This window comes from Streptomyces sp. NPDC031225, assembly GCF_055570355.1.
On sequence record NZ_JBVIHJ010000018.1, the window covers coordinates 184294 to 204251 of the forward strand.

The window sequence follows — 19958 nt, forward strand, 5'->3', positions numbered from 1 at the left end:
ACGACAAGCCCGTACCCGGCAACGGTCCGAGCAATACACCGCCGCCCTCGACCGCTCCACCCCCACCGTCCAGGACCGGCCGCACACCGGGCACTCAGCCTGCTCACTCCGCTGCATCGCTATAACCCGTTCACGGGTCTGCTGTCGTCTCCGCCACCGCCGTGACCTGTACCGACCCGAACAGAACACCGCCTCTGCCGCCATCGTCTGCGACAGCGGATCACCACACTCCCGGCAGTACCGCCGAGCCGTCCCGCCAGCCCCCACACGCCAGATCATCCAGCCGAACACACCTCACGGCCACGGATCAAAAACACCTACTGAAGCCCCATCAACCCGGATGCACCGCCGGAACGACGCCGCCCTGCCCGCGTACCCCGTCATCGTGGCGCCGACGGGGTACGCCCGTCACCCGCGAGCGGAGTGCGACTTCAGCGGATGCGGTGCTTCCGCCAGAAGGGGCCGAGGTCCCTGTGCGTCATCGACTGTGCGGCCTTCTTGAAGTCGACGGTGGTGGAGACGCCGTACCAGTGGTCGTGGGCGTACTTCTTGATGAGGCGCGCCATGGTGCCGGCCCCGAGGACATGCTCCAGGTCGGCCAGGACGCAGGGGCCGATCCCGTACACGACCTGGAAGTACTCGCCACGGTGTGTAGACCAGTAGGCCATCGAGTTGGTGAGCGCGGCGGTGGCGCTCGGCCAGGAGTCGTCCGGCGAGCACTCGAACCCGTCCCAGCGGTAGTAGCGCGCGTTGGCGTACTGAGCGAAACTCTCGTCCAGCCAGGGTGAGTTGTACTCGTCGTTGCCCACGACGCCGTACCACCACTGGTGGGCGATCTCATGGACGGTGGCGCCGCCCTCCTCCTCGGTGCCGAGGATGACCAGGCCGGGGTACTCCATGCCACCGGCGAACCCGGGGGTCATCACGAGGTCTATCTCGCCGTACGGATAGCGGCCGAACTCCCTGCCGAACCGGTCGATGGCGGCGACGCCGTCCTTGCGGTTCAGGCGGACACCGGCGGCGGGCGTGTTCGGCGACCAGTACGACTTCACGCGCACGCCGTCGGGCGAGGTCTGGGTCGCGGTGCGGAACGGGCCCGCCGCCCATGCGAAGTCCCGCACCCGCTTGGCGAGGCTGTGGGTGACCGTACGCCCGGTACCGCCGGAGCGGGTCCATGTGCTGCCGGTCACCGGGACCTTGAGGGCGGACGGGTGGTCGAGGCGCACCCGGAAGTCGCTCGCCAGCGTGTAGAAGCTCTCGCCGTACGACACATACGGATCGAGGTGCCACCCCCTCGCGTCGTGCACGGCGAGGACCGGCAGCGCGTTGCCCAGGAAGCGGAACGCGCCTTCGCGGCCGAAGCGGTTGTTGCGTGCGGGCACGGTGAGGGCCACGTCGAAGGAGACGGCCGTCCGCTCACCGCGTGCGAGCGGCCTCGGCAGAGTGATGCGCAGCGCCGTGCACTTCACGCCGGGGCGGCCCGGAGTGCCGCCGCGCACGTGGGAGACGCGGACGGGGGACGGTCTTCCGGATGTCCCGCAGCCGTCCTCGCCATTGCCCCACAGGCGTATGTACACCTCACGCAGGGGCCGGCTGGAGGCGTTGCGGAAGGACACCGTCTGCCGGCCCGCCCAGTGGGAGCCGTCGGCGTCGGCGCGCAGCTTCACGTCGTAGCTGGGGCGGTCGGGCGTCGCGGGTTCGGCCGCTCTCACCGCGGCGCCGGGCGCCGGGCCGGACGGCGTGCCGGCCTCGGCCACGGTGGAGCCTGCAGTCGCGAGCAGCGCGAGCAGGGCGACCAGCAGACGGCGACCGGCTCTTGAGGGGCCCGTGGGCGACGAAGGCATGGCAGACGACATGACAGATGACATGCCAGCGGATCTTGTCACAGGGTTCCCCACGGCCGACACAGGCCCGCGCGAAGAGGGGAGGTCGGCTCCGCTTGGGCGGCGAAAATGCCAGGCTACGCAGGGGATGTTCGCTGTACGTTGGCGCACAGTAAGTAGCTGTTGTCGTTCCGATCTTGAGCGGTGTCCGTCGAACGGGAGTCTCGATCGGGTGGTCGTGGGGTGTTCGGCGCATACGAGTAGGGCCCCCTGAACAGCTCGTTGGTGTCGAATCACCGAGCAACATCAGGAGGCCCTGGTGCCGCAGTCTTCCGTGCCGGTGTCCGGGCAGTCCACCTTGGTCACCCGGGAGTGTGACTGTCTGGCTCACCGGTTCGGAAACGCCGCCGACAACGGGATGCGGCAGTCGCGTTATCCGACGGACATGACGGACGCGGAGTGGGCGGCGGTCCGTCCGCTGCTGCCGGTGCCGGGCTGGTTGCGCGGCCGGGGCGGGCAGCCTGAGGCGTACTGCCACCGGGCGATACTCGATGCGATCGGCTACCTCGTCGACAATGGCATCAAGTGGCGGGCGATGCCCGCCGACTTCCCTCCGTGGGACCGGCTCTACGCGTTCTTCCGCCGCTGGCGCGACCACCTGCTGGTCAAGGAGTTCCACGACCGGCTGCGCGCCAAGGTCCGCGAGAGGCTGGGGCGGGATGCGGAGCCGTCGGCCGGGGTGATCGACTCGCAGTCCGTCAAGGCGGACGCCGTCGTCGGATCGGACAGCCGCGGCTTCGACGGCGGCAAGCTGGTCAACGGGCGCAAGCGGCACGTCGTGGTCGACACCCTCGGCCTGCTGCTGGGCGTGATGGTCACCGCCGCGGACACCGGCGACCGCACCGCCGCCCAGGTCCTGCTGCGGCAAGTCACCGACACACACCACCAGTTGGAGCTGGTCTGGGCCGACGCAGGCTACACCGGCCCCCTCGTCGCCCACTGCCTCACCGGCTCGCGCTGGTCCTGGCGATCGTCAAACGCAGTGACGACATGCGCGGCTTCGTGGTGCTGCCCAAGCGGTGGATCGTCGAGCGGTTCTTCGCCCACCTGATGCCCACCCGCCGCCTGGCACGCGACTTCGAACGCCGCACCACCAGCGCCGAAGCGATGATCTACTGGTCGATGACCCTGCTCATGACGCGCCGCCTCGCCCGGCCACACCCGCAGCCGGCGTGAACCGGCCCGGCGCAGGCTCGGCCAGCCAGCCCCGCGCGACCAGACGCTTCGCCTTCGACCGCAGCGCCTCCACCCGTGCCGGCACCACGTCCAGGCCGAACGCCGCGGCCATCTCCTGGCAGGTCAGCGGCCCTTGACGGAGCCGGACCCGGTCCGCGAGCACGTCCAGGATGCGCTGGTAATCCACCGACAGCACCGACCAGGCCAGCCCCTCAAGCCACATCGGGACCTGTGACTTCGTCTTCGCTGCCTCCGGCAGCTGCGGCGTCTTTCCGGACTGCTCCTCGGCGGCCGGCGCGGTCCCCTCGGCCCGGGCGGGGTCCTGCCCGCTCTCGTCCACGGGGGCCAGCACCTCGCCGACCCGCGAGCAGGCGATGGCCCACTCTTTCCATTCCCGCTCGGCCACGGCCAACTCAGCCTGGACGCGGTCGGCTTCCTCCCGCAGCTCGACGACACGACGGCGAGCACCCAGCTCACGCTGTTCCAACAGCCCAACCACCGACGGCATCCACGACCTCCCGGGCAACGACAGCACGACAGGCCACAACTCCCACGGGATCGCGGGCCCTATGCCCGACCAGCGGAAACGCAGTCCTCACGTCCGGAACGACAACAGCTACTGACCCGGGTACTCCTGCGTCTATGTAGGAGAGCTCCGAATAGGGCGCACGGGCTTCGGCTCGCTCGACCATCCACTGCTCGACCATGGAGGGAACTCGGCCGACGAGAGGCACGCCCTCCGCGAAGACTTGAGGTCCGCGCAGCGCGTCGACCACGACCCCAGCCAGTTGTTCGTCCCGGTAGTAGAGCTTCAGGCCAAACACCTGGTAATCGGCTTCCACAACCGTCGAGGCGGCCCCGTCCGCAGGACGCCGCAGTGTGTACCGCTGGGATTCTGCCGTGACACCACTCAGTGCGTCCGACACCTGACCAGGGCCCATGCTGAAACGCAGTGGTCCCACGCTCACGAACGGATCCAGCGTCCACCGTTGCCGCTCAGGCGGTGTTCGCGTCCGCGAGTTGGTCGGCGACGCTGCGGGGCTCGCGGCCGAGCAGCTCGGCGAGCAACGGGTCGACTCCCGCGAAGCGGCCTTGTCGGGCGGCCTGGAAGGTGGTGAGCGTCATCCGCGCCATTGCCTCCGGAGTGCCGGCGGCGACCTTCTCCGCGATCCATGCTTCGTCGTCCAGCGTGACGCGCGCGACCTCACGGCCACTGGCCTTCGATGCCATGGCGGCGACGTCGTCGAACGTCACGGCCTGGCGGGCGGTGAGCGTGACCGGGCCGTCGAAGCTTCGCTCACGTGCCAGGATGACCGCTGCCGCTTCGGCGGCATCCGCGCGGTCGGTCCAGGAGACCGGCCCGTCAGCCGGGGCGACGATGGTGCCGCTCTGCTGCCAAGGGCCCAGCAGCCAGGCGAGGCTGTGGGCGTAGAAGCCGTTGCGCAGTGCGGTCCAGGCCACGCCCGAGTCAGCCAGCAGCTGCTCGGTGGCGGCGTGGTCGCGCGCCGGGTGGAAGGAGCTGTCGGCGCCGGCGCCCTGGTGGCTGGTGTAGAGAATGCGCCTGGCCCCGGCGGCGACGGCGGCCTCGATACCGGCGCGGTGCCGGGCGACGGCATCGGCGTGCGGATCGTTGGAGGAGACGAGCAGGACCTGCTCGGCGCCTTCGAGGGAGTGCTGCAGCGCGGCCGGGTTCTCGTAGGAGCCCAGGCGTACCCGCATGCCGCGGTCGGCGAAGTGCTGCGCCTTGGCGACATCGCGGACGCTGACGCCGATCTGCTCGGCGGGCATGCGCTTGAGTAGGTGCTCGACGGTGGCGCCGTTCAGGGCGCCGGTCGCTCCGGTGACGACGATCATGAGTGTCTTCCCTTCATTTCCCCGCTGCGCTGAAGACAGGCGGGGCGATGTCAGTGGCCGCGTAGGAGCGGCAGGAGGATGTCGTCGACGAGATGCTCGATGAAGGGTTCGTCACACGACTCGCCCGCGATCACGATGCGGTGGACGATCACAGCCGGCGCGACCTCGGCGAACAGTTCGGCAGCCCGGGGCGTCAGCCGTTCTCCGTGCCCGACGGCCTTGCGTAGCGGCGCGTCGGTCATCGCCGCCTCGTCCCGACGCAGAATGCGGCGCATCTCCTCCGCGAGGCGCGCGTCGCTGCGCATCCCGGCGAATAGCGCCCCCAGCAGGCCGATCTCCTGCTCGGCGATCTGCCGGCCCAGCCAAGTGACCAGCCCGAGGAGGTCCCCTCGCAGGTCCCCCTCGACAGGCTCGGGAGGCGTGGCGTGGGAGCGGTGCTCGACCGCGGCCGCGACCAGCGCGGCCTTGTCGCGGTAGCGCCGGTAGATCGTCGTCTTCGCCGCCCCGGAACGGCTCGCGATCGCCTCCATGGACAGCTGCTCGTAGCCCACCTCGGTCAGTAGTGCCAGCGTCGCATCAAGAATGGCCAGGTCACGGCTGGTGTCACGCGGCCGCCCCATGGCGGGCGTCCCTGCCGAGCCGTCACTTCCTGAGCCACTCGATGGCTTTGCCACACCTATTCTCACTTTCGATACGCTACGGTTGCGTATCGAAAGTAACCCAGAAAGGCAGCCCGCGGCAACACAAGCTCGCTTGATCGAGGAGACAGCCCCTAGGAGCAATGCCGTTGCGTTAGCTGCGGGCGTACGCTGCTGTGCAGTCCTCCCGGGGGTGGTTCGGGTGCCTGTGAGTGTGTCTGAGTTATCGGGGTTAGGGTTGCTGACCTGTCCACCCGGCCTGGTGGATCGGGTGGTGGCTGCGTGCGGTCGTGCGGAGCAACGCAAGCGCCTGTTGCCGGCCCGGCTGGTGGTGTATTTCGTGCTGGGGCTGGCCCTGTTCTCGCGGGCTCGGTATCTGGACGTGATGCGGCATCTGGTCGAGGGGCTGCGGGGCCTGGGGCTGCTTGGGGCCTGGCATGTCCCGGCGAAGTCGTCGCTGTTCAGGGCCCGGCAGCGGCTGGGATCGGAGCCACTGCGGGTGCTGTTCACCACGACCGCGAAACCGATGGGCACCGAAGCCACCCCGGGCTCCTTCTGGCGTGGACTGCGGCTGCTGGCGGTGGGCGGGACCTGCTGGGACGTCGCCGACAGCCCGGCCAATGAGGCTGCCTTTGCCCGCCCCGGAAACAGCCGCGGCAGCGACAAGACATCGTTTCCCCAGGTGCGGATGGCCTGTCTGGTGGAGGTCGGCACGCACCTCGTCCTGGACGCCGAACTCGCCGGCTGCCGCACCGGGGAAGTGACCTTGGTGGGCCGTCTGCCCTGTTCATGCGGCCCCGGCCAACTGGTCCTGGCAGACCGCGAGTTGCTCGACGACTTCGCCATGCGCCAGATGACCGCCGCCCAGGCCGACGACCTCTACGAGCTGGTCAGCGAGCGGCAGGGACGGTCCCTGATCGTCACCAGCAACCGGGCGCCCAGCGACTGGTATCCCCTGTTCCCCAACCCCGTCGTCGCCGAATCGCTCCTGGACCGGCTGATCAACACCAGCCACCAGGTCATCATGAACGGCCCCAGCTACCGACCGAACAAGCGGCCCAGGAACCCCACCGAGAAGAACGGAACGGCGACCGCGAAGGCCAGCTGACCTCAGGATTCCTCCGCTCGGCGCTTGGGCACTGAGGCCCAGGCGCCGGGCTGCGGCCCAGCTCGTTGGCGCTAGCCGACGCTGATGTTGAAGTCGGAGACACTGCCGTCCGCGGCGGTCAGGGTGACTGGACCGAATGTGATGATGACGGCGGAGTTGCCTCCCGGGCCCCGGTAATAGCCGGTCGCCTCGGTGATCCGAACTGCCAAGGCCACGAGCGTTGCAGCGGCCGTCTCATCGGCCTCGATCTTCGGCTGGGCGAGAGCGGGATGCCCGTTGGCTTCTGCCCAGTCCCGGAAGGTGCGCGCGTCTCGGCTCATGGCGGGGAGGATGCTCTGGTTGGCCCAGGCCCACAGCCAGGAGCCCGAGTCCGGGCTGAAGCTGCCGAGAATCTGTGCAGGTGCCGTGGCTGTCTTGTCGGGGAAGGTCCAGGTGATCATGCCCGTCGTCTGGTCGAGATCCCAGCGGTCCGCCGCCCCCAGACCCCAGGACATGTGCGCACGACCCAGCTGTTCGATCATGTCTTCGCCCTGCAGGAGAAGCACGCTCAGGTCAGCCCGCTCCGCGGCCTGACCAGCACTCTCCGTCTCTTTGGCCCGCTTGAACAGTCCCATGCCGCGGAGTCTGCCAGAGACCACTGGCCAGTCAGCGACGCCCCCTCAGAACGGCTACCTGGCCATCGACAAGGTGGGGAATTACGTGACCAACCGGGCGGGGAAATACGTGATCGTCCACAGACGGCATCGGCGTCCCAGACCGCCCGGCACAGCAGATGCTGCATGCCATGAGGATTCGCGTCCCCGGCGCACTCCGCGATCGTCCAGCAGTTCTTGCGCGGCAGGTCCGCCAGCAGTCTCAGCACCAATCGCCCGGCCCGCGCCGCCGGGGTTCGACCCGGGCGAACCGGCCCGCGATACGCCCCGTGGCCACCTCGAATGCCGCCCGCCAAAGGGCGGGATCTATGCTGTGACCTGCGGCCACCGTCTGATCTTCTGTCCTCACACACCGATGATCACCGGTGGCCGCACCTGCTCCCGCACCAGCCCGGACCTGTGTAACCGGCTGACGGACGGCGAACTGCCGGAAATCCGGGCGACGGCCACCGCCCCGGCTGACACGCTGGCGCACATGACCACGCCACTGACCGCGAGACAACGACTCGCCGCGCTCCACAACTATGCGGCCGTGAACGGTGAGGACTTCACCGGCCAGAACCTGGCTTCCGCTCGCACGTCGCGGCTGCGGTTCACCCGCTGCTCGTTCATCGGGGCCGATCTACGCCACGCCGCCCTGGACGGGTGTTGGTTCAAGTTCTGTGACTTCAGCGACGCAGACCTGCGCGGGGCTTCACTGCGCGAGGTCAGCCTGGCCGGATGCGATCTGCGGGGTGCTGACCTGCGCGACACCGATCTAACCGACGCCAGGTTCGGAAGCGTGAACACTGGCGTGCCCCCGCTCGGGCTTACCTACGTCACCGGTGCCCGGTTCGAAGGAGCGTCCTTGCGCAACGTTCAAGCGGAAGGCGTCATCGGGTGGCCACCCGGGCACGGCGCGAACGAGTAGGGCCTACCTGGCGGCGAGATCACGATCTACAGCTGGAGTACTAGCCATGCCCCGAACGATTTGGTCAGGTGCGATCAGTTTCGGTCTCGTGACTTCTCTGAACTACGCGGGGACGAAACCGATGCGCTTTGCTCGGGACGCTCGACGCGGGGAACTGGCCGGAACCGCGTAGATGCGGCGGTGGGGCCCCGACTCCTCCGATCGAGCCGGTGCTTGCCGAAGCGCGGCTGCTGCTGCCCCCGATGAGGCACTGCCGCAGGACTGGGTTGCGGAGGACCTTGGTTGTCATGGGTGGGGACGAGGTGTGCTGTCCACAACCGTGCAGGAATCCCGGCACAAGCTGGCCCACGACCATCCGGGACGGGGACATCGCTCGCCTGTCCCCGCTCAAGCACCGCAACCTCAACGTCCTGGGCCGTTACAGTTTCGCCGCCTCCACCCCGGCTGGCGGCGCCCTACGCCCGCTTCGCGACCCGGACACGGTGGGACGAGGTCGACGAGGGGTAGCGGGAGCGGACTCTGGCCAGATACGTGCGCTGGCGAGGCCGTACCCCTCCGGTGTGTAGACGCGCTTGAAGCGTTTTACGCCTGACGATGCTTTCGCCGCTTGACCTTGACGCAACGGCAGGGTTTTTACTGGCGGCATGCGGATCGGAGAGATCGCCGCGCTCGTGGGGCTCACCACCCGGGCGGTCCGGCACTACCACCATGTCGGGCTGCTTCCGGAACCGGAGCGGCGCCCCAACGGCTACCGGGCCTACAGCGTCCGCGACGCCGTCCTGCTCGCCCGGGTGCGCCGTCTCACCGAACTCGGCCTCAGCCTCGATGAAGTGCGCGACGCCCTCGCCGACGATGCCGGGCGCGAACTGACCCAGATATTGGAAGAACTCGACGCCGACCTGGCCCGCCAGGAAACCGACATCAGGGAGCGCCGTTGCCGGCTCGGCGCCCTGCTCGCCGAGCCGCCCGGCGCGACCGGGCCCGTCTAACCCGCCCTCGCCGCACTGCTGGCACAGGCCCCGCGAACAGACTCGCCGAGCGCGGCCGAGGACCGCGAGTACCTCAGACTGCTGGATGCCACCAGCACCGGTAACCAAGAGATGCTCGGGCTGCTCGGGACGCTGGTCGCCGATCCCGCGGTTGTCGAACTGTATGAGCGCCTCGACGCTCTCGCCGAAGCCCCCACCGACGATCCGCGGATCGCACCCCTGGCAGCTGACCTGATGGCAGCCGTCCCCGCGGAGCTGTTCGCCGCAATCCCCGAGGACGGGGTGGTCGTGACCGGGTTCAAGGAGGCGCTGCTCGCCGAGTACACCCCCGCGCAGGCGGAAGTCGTGGGCCGGCTCATGGAGGCTCTGGTGGAAAGTGGCCGGGGGTGAGCGGCCGGTCAAGGGGCGTACGGTCGGCGCGGATCGCGGTAGCCGCCGTACTGCCGGGGGAACTGGCCCTGGCGGCCTGCCTGGTGGCCGGGGTCCGGTCTCCCGGGTGGGCGCTGGCGGGCGCCGAGGCGCTGGTGCTCGCAGTGCTGCTGCTGGAAGCCTGGGTGCTGCGCTCTCTGTACGTCGCCGCGCGCGCCCGCGGCGCGGACCGCCGGGCAGCGCGGCGAGCTGCCGTACGGGAGGCGGTGCCGGTGACGGTCCGCCGCCTGGTCCTCCACGAACTGCGCGCCCTCGCCTCCCTGGGGCGGTGGGTCCGGCGCGGCACGCACGGCGTGCGCCCCGGGGACCTCGCTGCCGCGTACACCGGGCCCCGGACCGCGGTGATGTACGGGCTGCTCTTCGTGGTGGTCATCGAGACAGTGGGCCTGTCCTTCCTCATTCCTTGGCCGGCGGTCCACCGGGTGATCCTGGTACTCGACCTGTACGGCGTCGTCCTCGTACTGGCATTGCACGCCGCCTGCGTCACCCGGCCGCACGTCGTGCGCCCCGACGGTTCTCTGCGGATCCGCTACGGAGCCCTGTTCGACCTCGCCGTACCGCCGGACGCGGTCGCTTCGGTCCGGGTCGACCGGCGCTATCCCGAGGGCGGTCTGATCACCCTCTCCGAGGACGGGGTCCTCGACCTGATCGTGGGCGGCCAGACCTCGGTGACCTTGAAGCTGAACCGGCCGCTCCCCTTCACCCGCCCGCTCGGCGCGACGGAAGAGGCCCACACCATCCGCTTCCATGCCGACGACCCGCGCGCACTGGTCTGCGCACTTCGGCAGGCCGCCTGAGCACAGATCGGTTCCGACCCCACGGGCGGAGCGGTAGACAACTCGCCTTCTCTGGACTTAAGCGCGGCATTGCTGTGCAGCATCACGAGGTGTCGCGACCACCTGTGGCTCCCAGCTGCGCATGGTACCCAGGGCGAAAATCCTGTGGCCCCGTAAGGCGTAGCTGGCAGACTGTCGAAGTGGACGATCAAGAATCTGATCTCGACACCGGAGTTGCTCAGGATGCTGTCACCGCCGAGCGATCGATGATGGCTGACACGACGCGCGCAGCTCGCCGGATGTCGTTCAACGCTGATGCGCTGACCTATAAACGAGGCAGACCACGGTACCCGGACGCGGTCTTCGACCTGTTGGCAGAGCGCTGCGGGCTGCGGCCCGGTGTGCGGGTGCTTGAGATCGGTGCCGGTACGGGCCTGGCTACCGAGCCGCTGCTGGCTGCCGGCGCGCACGTGGTCGCGGTCGAGCCCGGCGAAAGCCTGGCCGCGATCCTCGTCGCCGATCACGCGTGTGACCGGCTGGAGGTCCTCGTCAGTGACTTCGAGGCTGTAGACCTGCCAGGCGGGTTCGACCTCGCGGCGGCGGCGACAGCGCTGCATTGGCTCGACCCGGCCACGTCGACCGCGAAGATCGCCCGGTTGGTGCGTCCGGGAGGCTGGCTGGCGGCGTGGTGGAACGACTTCGGCGACGTCAAGCGGCCGACGCTCTTCCGCGACCGGCTCGACGAGGTCTACCACGACCTGCTGCCTGCCGAGACCGGCTACCGGAACAGCCGCTCGCACGTCCTCGACACCGACCGGTGGCGCAGCCAGGTGACCACGGGCGGCTACTTCGACAACGTCTCCGTCGAGATCGTCGAATGGGAGCAGATCCTGACCGCGCAGACCGCACGGGATCAGTGGTCTACGTTCCCGAACATCGCGGAACTCTCCGCGCCCGACCGCGAAGAGTTCCTCACTCGCCTCGGTTCGCTCGTCGACGAGCTCGGCGGCCAGGTCGCAGACCCGCGCCTGACGGTCACCTACACCGCTCAACGCGTCCAAAGCTCGCCGTGACCCCCATCCGCAGCGGTCCAGCAGAACACCATGACGAACGCGAAGACATGTGGGCCACGGCGACACGAGTCACAGCGACAATTTCAGCCGTCGCCAGCAGATGAGGGCACAGCCGAGGGTGACGAAGGCATGGTGGATGTCGTCGCGGATCTCCCAGCGGATCGGCAAGCGGCGAAACCAGTGCAGCAGCGCGATCGTGCCCTCTACGACCCAGCGGTAGACGCCCAGGCCGGAGCCGTGTTCGATGCCGCGCCGGGCGATATGCGGGGTGATCTCAAACCCGCGCACCCGGTCGCGGTAAAGGTCGTGATCGTAGCCGCGGTCGGCATACAGATGCCTGGGCCGCCGTAGCGGTTGGCCGGGCTTGCCGCGGATCGGCGGCACGGCCTCGATCAGCGGAATCAGTTGAGTCACGTCGTTACGGTTGCCGCCGGTGGTGATCGTGGCCAGACGACGGAGAGCTGAAGTTCCTGCCCGTGGTCTCCGAGCGGGCCCGCGCCAAGCTGAACCAGATGGCCGCCCGCAAGACTCGCCCGCCGAAGCAGTCGGCCCGGCCGCTCGCGCAGCTGCGCGCGTGGTGGAAGGCGAGCGCGATCCTCACCTCCGGGGTGGCCGTCGACGTCATCAACTCCCTCCTCGAGTACGCCCGTGCCGCGGCTGCGGCGATCCGGGCCTGGGTCGCCGCCGTGGTCGACGTCGCCCTGGCGGCCGTCGACGTCACCGCGACGGTGTTCGTGATGAACGACGGCGGCTGCTTCCACCGCCGGCACCTGCCCGCCGAAGCCCGACGCCACCTCGCCCTCGTCCTGCGCGGCCGCCGCCGCGACCCCGGCCTGGACGACCAGATCGTGGCCGCTGCCATCTCCACGCACTGCCTGGACATCAGCGAGCCGAAGACCACGATCGGCCTGCTGTCGGAGTACCGCCTCTACACCGCCCGGTGGGACCTGTCCGACCTCCCCGACCGGCTCCGCCCACCCACTCCCGCGTCCGGCCCGGACCGGCAACCCCCGGCCGATCCCGGCGAGCCGGCTGCGTCCCGGCCTCCGGGCCAGGACACGGGGGAGTGGGAGATACCCCGCATCCCGTTTCAGTACGAGCGTGCCGTCCTCGCCGGTGCGGTGGTGCGGGAGAAGCTGCGCACCATCACTACCGCCGCCGTGCGGGGCCGGGCGTACGACGTCGTCGCCCACCAGCAGGCGGCGTGCCCGAGCAGCTGCTCACGCCTCCGGCCGCCGACCCGGAGCACGACGACCAGGAGCCGGAGGCCGGACGCCAGGAGGCGATCGACCTGACGGCGCTGCGGGCCCTACGGGAGTCCCGCACCGACGTGGAAGCCCTCGATCTCACCGCCGAGCGGCTGCGCCACCTCGGGGACGCCTTCACTGCGGCGGCCGACCGGGCCCGCGCCACGATGGACCGCTACGCGCACCGCGACGATGCCGACGACGCGCATCCGGTGCGCGCGGAGGACCAGCGGGCGCACCGCCCGCAGGAGCCCGGACCGCACCGCGGCCGGGAGGCCGGCCACTGAGTGGCCCCGATGCCGCGCACCCGATGCCGTGGTGCGCACCGACGATGCCCGGCGGCCGCACCGGTGCGCACCGCCCACCGAGTGGATGCGCACCGGACGGACGGTGGTGCGCATCGTGGTGCGCAGGGATGAAGTCGGTGCGCACCGGGTGGATGTGCACCACCGCACCGTGCTGTCCGGCCCGTCGCCGGGGCCCGTGAGGCGGTCGGTCTGCTGCGGCTGCACGGCATCAGCACCGGGTTCGTCACCGAACAGCCCGGTGTGGCACGCGGAGTGCTCACCGACGCCGAGGTCCGCCGTGTCGATCAGCGGGTCGACGACCTGCTCGGCCCGTTCGACGTGTGGGGGGTGTGCCCGCACGCCCCCGACGACGGCTGCCACTGCCGGCGAGCCGAACCGGGACTGATCCTGTGGGCGGTGGGACGGGTGTGCACGTCCCCGTCGGACTGCGTCGTCGTCAGTGACCTCGGCCCCCTCGCTCCGACCGGACCCGGTCGGAGGAGACGGCACGGGCGGACCATGTGGCCCCGGACGTCCTGACCGCCGTACGCGCGGTACTGAACGGCCCTCCCCGGGGCCGCGTCCTGGCCGACGAGCGCCCCATGGAGGACGCTTTCGACCCCGGTCCGCGGCCCCGGTGAGAGCCTCCCGGCCTGGCTACTGGGCGTAGAACGTGGCGTCCGCATTGTCGGTGGCCGTGCTCGGTGTCTGCACGTACAGGACGTGGCTGACATGGCGGGCGTAGCGGCCGGGGGGAGCCGTACGACTGGTAGGAGACGCCGGCCGAGTCGGACGACCCCCCGCTTGCAGAACGGATGAAGCGGTCCGCAAAGATCACGGGGTGCGCAGGGAGGTCAGGTCGTGGGGACGAGGCGCCACTGCTGGCAGTCGTTGTTCAGCCAGGTCCACAGCCGTACGTCGGTCCCGTCGGCGGTGCCGCAGTTGGCCACGTCGGCGACCTTGCCGCTGTTCTCGTTCACGATCCGCACGTAGTCACCGGTGGCCGTGTAGACCAGACGCCACTTCTGGCAGTTGTTGTTCAGCCAGGACCACTGCGCGATGTCCGTGCCGTCTGTCGTGGTGCAGTTCGCGGTGTCCGCGACCTTGCCGGTCGCGACGTTGACCAGCCGGCTGGTGTCGTCGCCGAGGTCCTCGACGCGCCACTTCTGGTTGGCGCCGCCGTGGCAGCTCCACTGGAAGATGTTGGCGCCGTCCAAGGTGCTGCCGCCCTCGACGTCCAGGCACTTGCCGCTGTTGCGGTTCACCAGGGTGTACGCGGTCGGGGTCGTCGCCGTCTCGCCCGAGGGGCCGGGCAGCGTGGTGCCGAGCGCGACCGGGGTGCCGAAGTTCGGCGTGCCGTCCGCGTTCCAGGTGAACTTCTGCGCCCGCGTCGTACGTTCGTTGCCGCAGCCGCTGCTCGCGGAGTTGTTGGCGTGGTAGACGATCCAGTTCTCGGTGCCGTCCGGCGAGGAGAAGAAGCCGTTGTGGCCGGGGCCGTAGACACCCGCCGCGTCGTTGCGCTGGAAGACCGGCGTGGACTTCTTCGTCCAGGAAGCGGGGTTCAGCGGGTCGGTGCCGGTCAGTTCCAGCTGGCCCAGCTTGTAGTCCGGGGTCATGCAGTAGCTGGCGGAGAAGGTGAGGAAGGTGCGGCCGTCGTGGTACAGCGGCTCGGGTCCCTCGTTGACCGCGGCCCCCGAGGTCTCCCAGCTCGCGGTGGGGCTGGAGATGATGGTGAAGGTGCTGCTGGCCAGCGTGTACGGGTTGCTCATCGGGGCGATGACCAGGCTCTGCGGACTGCCGTTGATGTAGCCGCTGCCGACCAGGTACAGCTTGTTGTTGTTCTGCAGGACGGTGGCGTCGATGAGCCAGCCGCCGGAGCTGAGGTTGGAGCCGCTGAGCTGGTTCTTGTAGGTGTACGGGCCCATGGGGTCGGTGCCCGCGCTCTCCAGGACGTGGGTGCGCTGGGAGTCGCAGCAGGCGACACCGCTCTGCGCCGCGGAGTAGTACAGGTACCAGTGGCCGTCGAAGAAGTGGATCTCGGGTGCCCAGATGTTGGTGTTACGGGTGGAGGTGGTGTCACTCCAGATCTGGACGCTGGCGGCGGTGGACAGTCCGGCCAGGGTCGGTGACTTCCGCATGGTCAGCACACCGGTGAAGGACGTGGTGACCAGGTAGTAGTTGCCGTTGTAGTACTCGAGCCAGGGGTCGGCGCCCTTCTGCGACTTGATCGGGTTGGTGTACGGGCGGCCCTCGGCGGCGGTGGCCGGGGTCGTCGCCGACACCATGGCGATCAGTACGGCGAGCACGCACAGGATCAGGGATCTGTGGCGTCTGGCGGGGGGCTGCTCTGACATCTTCGGCATGCGGGACCATCCCTGTTCGTAATTACGAACGTAGTTCGTGAATTCGATCAGAAGATAAGCGGGGGCCATGGTTCCGTCAACGCTTTCGTCACACGCGCTTTACCGGTCCGCCCCAGACCCCTCCACGCCAGACCATCGACCCGACCACGGGTCCGACCGTGCACGCGAACTGCGGCTCACCCTGGACAACGCCCTGGACCTGGTCGTGCGCGCGACCGGCGACCAGCTCCAGACCGTGGGCATCCGATCGCAAGGCGACACTGTGACCAGCCCGCCCGGCCGCGGCTTCGCCTCATAAGGCCCCGTGTTGCGCTGAGTGTTGCCGTAGATGTTGCACCAAGTGTTGCGGTAGATGTTGCGCCGGCCTCCACAGCACCCTGGAGTCCGCCCAGGTCACCACGGGCGTACGGCGTGGCCGGGCCGCTGACATCCCCGTTGCGACCCCCTTCGCCCATGCCCTGGCTGGAGTTGAGGATGAGGGAGGGCAGGCTGGGCGGCGCGGACGCAGCCGAGGATCGGGGCGTGCTCAGCCGGTTGTGTGTCGGCGGGGCCGCCACGCCCGGCCGCCGTCAGCGCGCCGGCGACGTCAGGCGGGGGACGTCGGCGGGGGAGAGGTCGGGGCGGGCACGGTGCCAGCGTGCGGGATGGTGCCACCGGCCGGAGGCGTCACGGGCGACGTCGACGCCGACTTCCACCACCAGCTCGGATTCCACCAGCGTGACGTTCAGCTTTTCCTGGCTGCCCCACCCGGCGGAGAACGACCAGCCTGTCCACGGATGACCGCACCGCCCCGGAGCGAGCAGGCCGGCGACCGCCGCACCTGCCGCCTGGGCGAGGGTGGTGGTGCGGCCGACATACTGAAAGCGTCCTCCAACGTCGTACCTGCCGAGCAGCAGCGTGCGGGGAGCAACCAGGGAACCGGTGACCGCGCCGACGATCGCCTCGCTCGCCTCACGGACCTTGTATTTCTGCCCGCCTCTCACCGACGGACGGTAAGCGTCGTTCCATCCGGACACCACCCTCACGAACCCCGGGAGCGACACGCGTATGTGCCGTCAACTCGCCCTGGAAGCCCGTCACTTCACACCATCCGACCGCCTCGCCGGGCGGGAAGGGCGTACGGCTCCGGCGCCCGAAGCAGCCCCGTGTCCATCGAACGCGCAGGCTCACAGCCGGAGTGTGCGCGCCGCGTGTGCCAGGCCCGTTTGCGGCAGGCCGGAGAGCAGTACACCGCCGAGACCAAGCGGTCGACCCCGACCGTCCACACCGCCCCACACTGCAGGCACGAGGCCGTCACGCCGGCCTTCACCGCCTCGGTCCGAGCTCTCGCCCGCCGCATCCGCCACCAGTGCCTGGAGCGGCACGCGTCCTCGCAGAACACTGCCGTCGCCTTCGCCGACGGCATCAACGGCCCACCACACCCCCGGCACAACCGCAGCCCCAAGTCGTCGTCCGCGACCACGACCAGCCGCAGCCGGGGAACACCGTCCCTGCCCATACCGCCACCATACGAACGATTGCCTTGTCCGGTACGGGACCCATCACGCCACCCGGCCCACGAGTACGCAGACCTGGACACTTTCGAGATACGGGCCAGATGGCAGCGACTGACGGATCCGCTCGGCAAACGTCGGCCGATCGTCCGGCCTGGGAAGCTGGTCTGCGGGGATCGCGGAGTAGACGCCGCCGATGAGCTCGTCGAAGCTCAGCTCAGCACTGTAATCGATCACCGTTTCCCGGACATCGGTGAACCCTGCGGCCCGGAGCGCTTCCTCGTATCGACGCCGGTCGTGCGCGCTGGTCCCGCACGTTGCCTCCAGCCGCGTGCCGAAGTGATCCTCCAGACAGGCCCGCAGAGCGCGTGACCAGGCACAATCCTGCAGCCACAGGGGTGTGCCGTTGGCTACCACAGCGACACCCCCGCCCACTCGGAACAGGGGCACCAACGTGGAGAAAAGCTCCTCGTGCCGCATCCAGTGCAATGCCTGCCCGATCACCGTCATCGCCAGGGATTTCTGCCCCACCAGCGCCCCCACCGCAGGGACGTCACGGTCGGCGCCCAGCACCCACGTCACGTTGCGCACGCCCTGCCCCGCGGCCCTTTCCCCGGCCAGCCGCAGCATGTCCGGTTCCGGGTCCATTCCGATGACGGAACGGACCCGGGAAGCGAGCGGGAGAGCGAGCTGGCCAGTGCCGCACCCGAGGTCCAGCACGACATCGTCAGCATCCAATGCGAAGGCTGCCTGCAGAGCCTCGATAACCGGAGGCGGGTAGCCACGACGGTACTTCGCGTAGTACTCAGCAACCTCACCACTGAAACCCACCGCCATGCCCCCACCCTGACAAGAGCAGGCCGATCAGTGGCTGTTGTCGTTCCGATCTTGAGGGGTGTGTGTCGAACGGGAGTCTCGATCGGGTGACCGTGGCTGGTCACGGGTATGAAGGCAGGGCCTCTTGGTAGCTCGGGGTTGCGAAGCCAGCCGAGATCCAGGAGACCCTGTTGCCGCAGTTGTACGTGCTCGCGCCGGTGGAGTTCAACTCGGCTGCACCGTCGTGTGATTGTGTCGCTCACCGGTTCGGAAACGCGGCCGATCACCCGGAACGTGTTCGGCGATATCCCTCGGACATGACGGACGCGGAGTGGGCCGTGGTCCGGCCGCTGCTGCCGGTGCCGGGCTGGATGCGTGGCCGGGGCGGGCAGCCGGAGGCGTACTGCCACCGGGCGATACTCGATGCGATCCGCTACCTGGTCGACAATGGCATCAAGTGGCGGGCGATGCCGGTGGACTTCCCGCCATGGGACTGGGTCTACGCGTTTTTCCGCCGCTGGCGCGACCACCTGCTGGTCAGGGAGTTCCACGACCGGCTCCGGTCGAAAGTCCGCGAGAAGCTGGGCCGCTACGCGGAGCCGAGTGCGGGTGTGATCGACTCGCAGTCGGTCAAGGCGGACGCCGTCGTCGGTGCGGACAGCCGTGGCTTCGACGGCGGGAAGCTGGTCAACGGGCGCAAGCGGCACGTCGTGGTAGACACGCTCGGCCTGCTGCTGGGCGTGATGGTCACCGCCGCGGACACCGGCGACCGCGCCGCCGCCCAGGTCCTGCTGCGGCAAGTCGCCGACGCGCACCACCAGTTGGAGCTGGTCTGGGCCGACGGCGGCTACACCGGCACCCTCGTCGAGTACTGCCTGGCCACGCTCGCGCTGGTCCTGGCGATCGTCAAACGCAGTGACGACATGCGCGGCTTCGTGGTGCTGCCCAAGCGGTGGATCGTCGAGCGGTCCTTCGCCCACCTGATGCGCACCCGCCGCCTGGCACGCGACTTCGAACGCCGCACCACCAGCGCCGAGGCGATGGTCTACTGGTCGATGACCCTGCTCATGACGCGCCGCCTTGCCCGGCAGGGCCCTGGGCCAGGGTGAACCGGCCCGGCTGCCGCTCGGCCAGCCAGCCGCGCGCGACCAGGCGTTTCGCCTTCGACCGCAGCGCCTCCACCTTGGCCGGCACCACGTCCAGGCCGAACGCCGCGGCCATCTCCTGGCAGGTCAGTGGCCCTTGATGGAGCCGATGCCGGTCCGCGAGGGCCTGAAGGATGCGCTGATAGTCCACCGACAGCACCGACCAGGCCAGCCCCTCACGCCACACCGGCACCTGAGATTTCGCCTTCGCCGCCTGCCCGGACGCCGAGCGCGCGTCTGCGTCCCTTGGGCCGGGTGCGGCATCCTCGTCAGCGACGCTGCCGCCGTCCGGAGCCAGGACTGTGCCCACTCGCCTGCGGGCGATCACCCACTCCTGCCATTCCTGCTCGGCCGCGGCAAGTTCGGCCTGGATGCGATCGGCTTCCTCACGCAGCCCGTCGACCCGACGGCGAGCGGCGAGCTCGTGCTGTTCCAGCAGTCCGACGACCGACGGCATCCGCAACCTCCCGGGGAGCGACGACACGACACGCCACCGCTCCCACCGGATCACCGGCCCTATGCCTGACCAGCGAAAACACCGCCCTCAGATTCGGAACGACAACAGCCACTCAGGGCGGTCTCGGACCAGGTCACCAACACCCTCGCTCGAGCCACCATCACTGGTCGGGACATCAATGACGTGCTGAAGGACTTCACGGAGCGCCGAAACGGGAATTACCACACCCCCGGCGCCGAATGGCTGCATCACGTCCTCCGCCCGCTCTTCTCAGACCAGTTGCCGGACGATGACACGTATGATGCGGAGTTCGACCGCGCCGAAGTGATGCTTGGAGCGCTTGCTGAAGACCAGCAGATCAGGCGAGCGGCCGCGAACCCGCAGAGGCCGTCATGGAGCCGCTCTCACTGGTACGGGCGTGCCACCTGGAGGGCCAACAATGACTACGGCAACGCCGTCGCCGACCTTATGGACGAGCTGGACACTCAAGGCGCTCACTGGGGTCCCCTCACGGGCGGACTGTTCGGCGGTGATGAAGGCCGTGCCCGTGCAGCGTTGAATCGTTATCAGGCGACGTTCAATGAAGTTGCTCGACGACGCTTCTGAGTCCTGGCCTGTCTCCAACCCCAGCCGGGCACATGGACCTTCCCGGCCAGGGTGA

At 69.1% G+C, this 19958-nt stretch carries 20 protein-coding genes and 4 pseudogenes; 12 read left to right on the plus strand and 12 right to left on the minus strand.

All coding sequences use genetic code 11. The features are described from left to right. Nucleotides 1-431: 431 nt before the first annotated feature. Nucleotides 432-1844, minus strand: coding sequence for a M1 family metallopeptidase (locus ACZ48Z_RS28935; RefSeq protein ID WP_468738804.1), 1413 nt, complete (start codon nt 1842-1844; stop codon nt 432-434). Between the two features lie 298 nt (nt 1845-2142). Between ACZ48Z_RS28935 and ACZ48Z_RS28940 the strand changes: the two genes are divergently transcribed. Then, complete coding sequence (locus ACZ48Z_RS28940) at nt 2143-2934, plus strand: IS5 family transposase (protein ID WP_468738805.1); 792 nt, start codon at nt 2143-2145, stop codon at nt 2932-2934. Next, a complete protein-coding gene (locus ACZ48Z_RS28945; protein ID WP_468738806.1) occupies nt 2874-3059 on the plus strand; it encodes a hypothetical protein in 186 nt (61 codons plus the stop codon). The genes ACZ48Z_RS28940 and ACZ48Z_RS28945 overlap by 61 nt, the downstream gene beginning before the upstream one ends. Here ACZ48Z_RS28945 and ACZ48Z_RS28950 read toward each other — a convergent pair. The 4 genes from ACZ48Z_RS28950 to ACZ48Z_RS28965 all read right to left on the minus strand — a co-directional run bounded on the left by ACZ48Z_RS28950 (nt 3016) and on the right by ACZ48Z_RS28965 (nt 5533). Further along, the gene (locus ACZ48Z_RS28950) at nt 3016-3567 is read right to left on the minus strand and encodes a hypothetical protein (RefSeq protein WP_468738807.1); all 552 of its coding nucleotides are present in this window, start codon (nt 3565-3567) and stop codon (nt 3016-3018) included. The genes ACZ48Z_RS28945 and ACZ48Z_RS28950 overlap by 44 nt on opposite strands. Then, nucleotides 3533-3985, minus strand: coding sequence for a hypothetical protein (locus ACZ48Z_RS28955; RefSeq protein ID WP_468738808.1), 453 nt, complete (start codon nt 3983-3985; stop codon nt 3533-3535). The genes ACZ48Z_RS28950 and ACZ48Z_RS28955 overlap by 35 nt, the downstream gene beginning before the upstream one ends. Before the next feature lie 70 nt (nt 3986-4055). Beyond that, on the minus strand, nt 4056-4913 hold the full coding sequence (locus ACZ48Z_RS28960; protein WP_468738809.1) for an NmrA family NAD(P)-binding protein: 858 nt from the start codon (nt 4911-4913) through the stop codon (nt 4056-4058). Nucleotides 4914-4963: 50 nt separating this feature from the next. Further along, the gene (locus ACZ48Z_RS28965; RefSeq protein WP_468738810.1) at nt 4964-5533 is read right to left on the minus strand and encodes a TetR/AcrR family transcriptional regulator; all 570 of its coding nucleotides are present in this window, start codon (nt 5531-5533) and stop codon (nt 4964-4966) included. Here ACZ48Z_RS28965 and ACZ48Z_RS28970 point away from each other — a divergent pair. Then, entirely contained in the window at nt 5532-6659 is a 1128-nt protein-coding gene (locus ACZ48Z_RS28970; protein ID WP_468738811.1) for a transposase domain-containing protein, read from the plus strand. The genes ACZ48Z_RS28965 and ACZ48Z_RS28970 overlap by 2 nt on opposite strands. Before the next feature lie 71 nt (nt 6660-6730). On the opposite strand, the gene ACZ48Z_RS28975 is transcribed toward ACZ48Z_RS28970, so the two are convergent. Together ACZ48Z_RS28975 and ACZ48Z_RS28980 are read right to left on the minus strand one after the other, a co-directional pair. Beyond that, nucleotides 6731-7273 (minus strand): DUF6882 domain-containing protein, encoded by a 543-nt coding sequence (locus tag ACZ48Z_RS28975; RefSeq protein ID WP_468738812.1) that lies wholly within the window; start codon nt 7271-7273, stop codon nt 6731-6733. Nucleotides 7274-7395: 122 nt separating this feature from the next. Then, nucleotides 7396-7640 (minus strand): annotated as a pseudogene (locus ACZ48Z_RS28980) (IS701 family transposase); the annotation flags it as partial. 27 nt (nt 7641-7667) lie between these two features. Between ACZ48Z_RS28980 and ACZ48Z_RS28985 the strand changes: the two are divergent. From ACZ48Z_RS28985 to ACZ48Z_RS29005, 5 genes and pseudogenes are all read left to right on the plus strand, one after another. Continuing rightward, on the plus strand, nt 7668-8222 hold the full coding sequence (locus tag ACZ48Z_RS28985; RefSeq protein ID WP_468738813.1) for a pentapeptide repeat-containing protein: 555 nt from the start codon (nt 7668-7670) through the stop codon (nt 8220-8222). A gap of 353 nt (nt 8223-8575) precedes the next feature. Then, nucleotides 8576-8788 (plus strand): annotated as a pseudogene (locus ACZ48Z_RS28990) (hypothetical protein); the annotation flags it as partial. 78 nt (nt 8789-8866) lie between these two features. After that, a pseudogene (locus ACZ48Z_RS28995) lies at nt 8867-9601 on the plus strand (MerR family transcriptional regulator). Continuing rightward, a complete protein-coding gene (locus ACZ48Z_RS29000; RefSeq protein ID WP_468738814.1) occupies nt 9598-10437 on the plus strand; it encodes a hypothetical protein in 840 nt (279 codons plus the stop codon). Before ACZ48Z_RS28995 ends, ACZ48Z_RS29000 begins: the two are co-directional and overlap by 4 nt. A 179-nt stretch (nt 10438-10616) precedes the next feature. Next, nucleotides 10617-11489: a class I SAM-dependent methyltransferase gene (locus ACZ48Z_RS29005; RefSeq protein WP_468738815.1), complete on the plus strand. Its 873-nt coding sequence runs from the start codon at nt 10617-10619 to the stop codon at nt 11487-11489. Between the two features lie 69 nt (nt 11490-11558). Here ACZ48Z_RS29005 and ACZ48Z_RS29010 read toward each other — a convergent pair. Continuing rightward, a pseudogene (locus tag ACZ48Z_RS29010) lies at nt 11559-11939 on the minus strand (transposase); the annotation flags it as partial. A 26-nt stretch (nt 11940-11965) separates the two neighbouring features. Between ACZ48Z_RS29010 and ACZ48Z_RS29015 the strand changes: the two are divergent. Both ACZ48Z_RS29015 and ACZ48Z_RS29020 read left to right on the plus strand, forming a co-directional pair. Then, nucleotides 11966-12784 (plus strand): hypothetical protein, encoded by an 819-nt coding sequence (locus ACZ48Z_RS29015; protein WP_468738816.1) that lies wholly within the window; start codon nt 11966-11968, stop codon nt 12782-12784. Further along, entirely contained in the window at nt 12694-13023 is a 330-nt protein-coding gene (locus tag ACZ48Z_RS29020; RefSeq protein WP_468738817.1) for a hypothetical protein, read from the plus strand. The genes ACZ48Z_RS29015 and ACZ48Z_RS29020 overlap by 91 nt, the downstream gene beginning before the upstream one ends. A gap of 854 nt (nt 13024-13877) precedes the next feature. On the opposite strand, the gene ACZ48Z_RS29025 is transcribed toward ACZ48Z_RS29020, so the two are convergent. The 3 genes from ACZ48Z_RS29025 to ACZ48Z_RS29035 all read right to left on the minus strand — a co-directional run bounded on the left by ACZ48Z_RS29025 (nt 13878) and on the right by ACZ48Z_RS29035 (nt 17716). Then, nucleotides 13878-15308, minus strand: a complete 1431-nt coding sequence (locus ACZ48Z_RS29025) for a family 43 glycosylhydrolase (protein ID WP_468738839.1) — start codon at nt 15306-15308, stop codon at nt 13878-13880. A gap of 647 nt (nt 15309-15955) precedes the next feature. Next, the gene (locus tag ACZ48Z_RS29030) at nt 15956-16369 is read right to left on the minus strand and encodes a hypothetical protein (protein ID WP_468738818.1); all 414 of its coding nucleotides are present in this window, start codon (nt 16367-16369) and stop codon (nt 15956-15958) included. Nucleotides 16370-16927: 558 nt separating this feature from the next. Then, nucleotides 16928-17716: a class I SAM-dependent methyltransferase gene (locus ACZ48Z_RS29035; RefSeq protein ID WP_468738819.1), complete on the minus strand. Its 789-nt coding sequence runs from the start codon at nt 17714-17716 to the stop codon at nt 16928-16930. Between the two features lie 296 nt (nt 17717-18012). Here ACZ48Z_RS29035 and ACZ48Z_RS29040 point away from each other — a divergent pair, with 296 nt between their 5' ends. Continuing rightward, nucleotides 18013-18804 carry an IS5 family transposase gene (locus ACZ48Z_RS29040; protein ID WP_468738820.1) on the plus strand — a complete coding sequence of 264 codons (792 nt, stop codon included), beginning with the start codon at nt 18013-18015 and terminating at the stop codon, nt 18802-18804. Here ACZ48Z_RS29040 and ACZ48Z_RS29045 read toward each other — a convergent pair. Beyond that, nucleotides 18761-19297 (minus strand): hypothetical protein, encoded by a 537-nt coding sequence (locus tag ACZ48Z_RS29045; protein WP_468738821.1) that lies wholly within the window; start codon nt 19295-19297, stop codon nt 18761-18763. The genes ACZ48Z_RS29040 and ACZ48Z_RS29045 overlap by 44 nt on opposite strands. A 183-nt stretch (nt 19298-19480) precedes the next feature. On the opposite strand from ACZ48Z_RS29045, the gene ACZ48Z_RS29050 reads away from it, so the two are divergent. Beyond that, nucleotides 19481-19903 (plus strand): hypothetical protein, encoded by a 423-nt coding sequence (locus ACZ48Z_RS29050; protein ID WP_468738822.1) that lies wholly within the window; start codon nt 19481-19483, stop codon nt 19901-19903. Nucleotides 19904-19958: the final 55 nt, after the last annotated feature.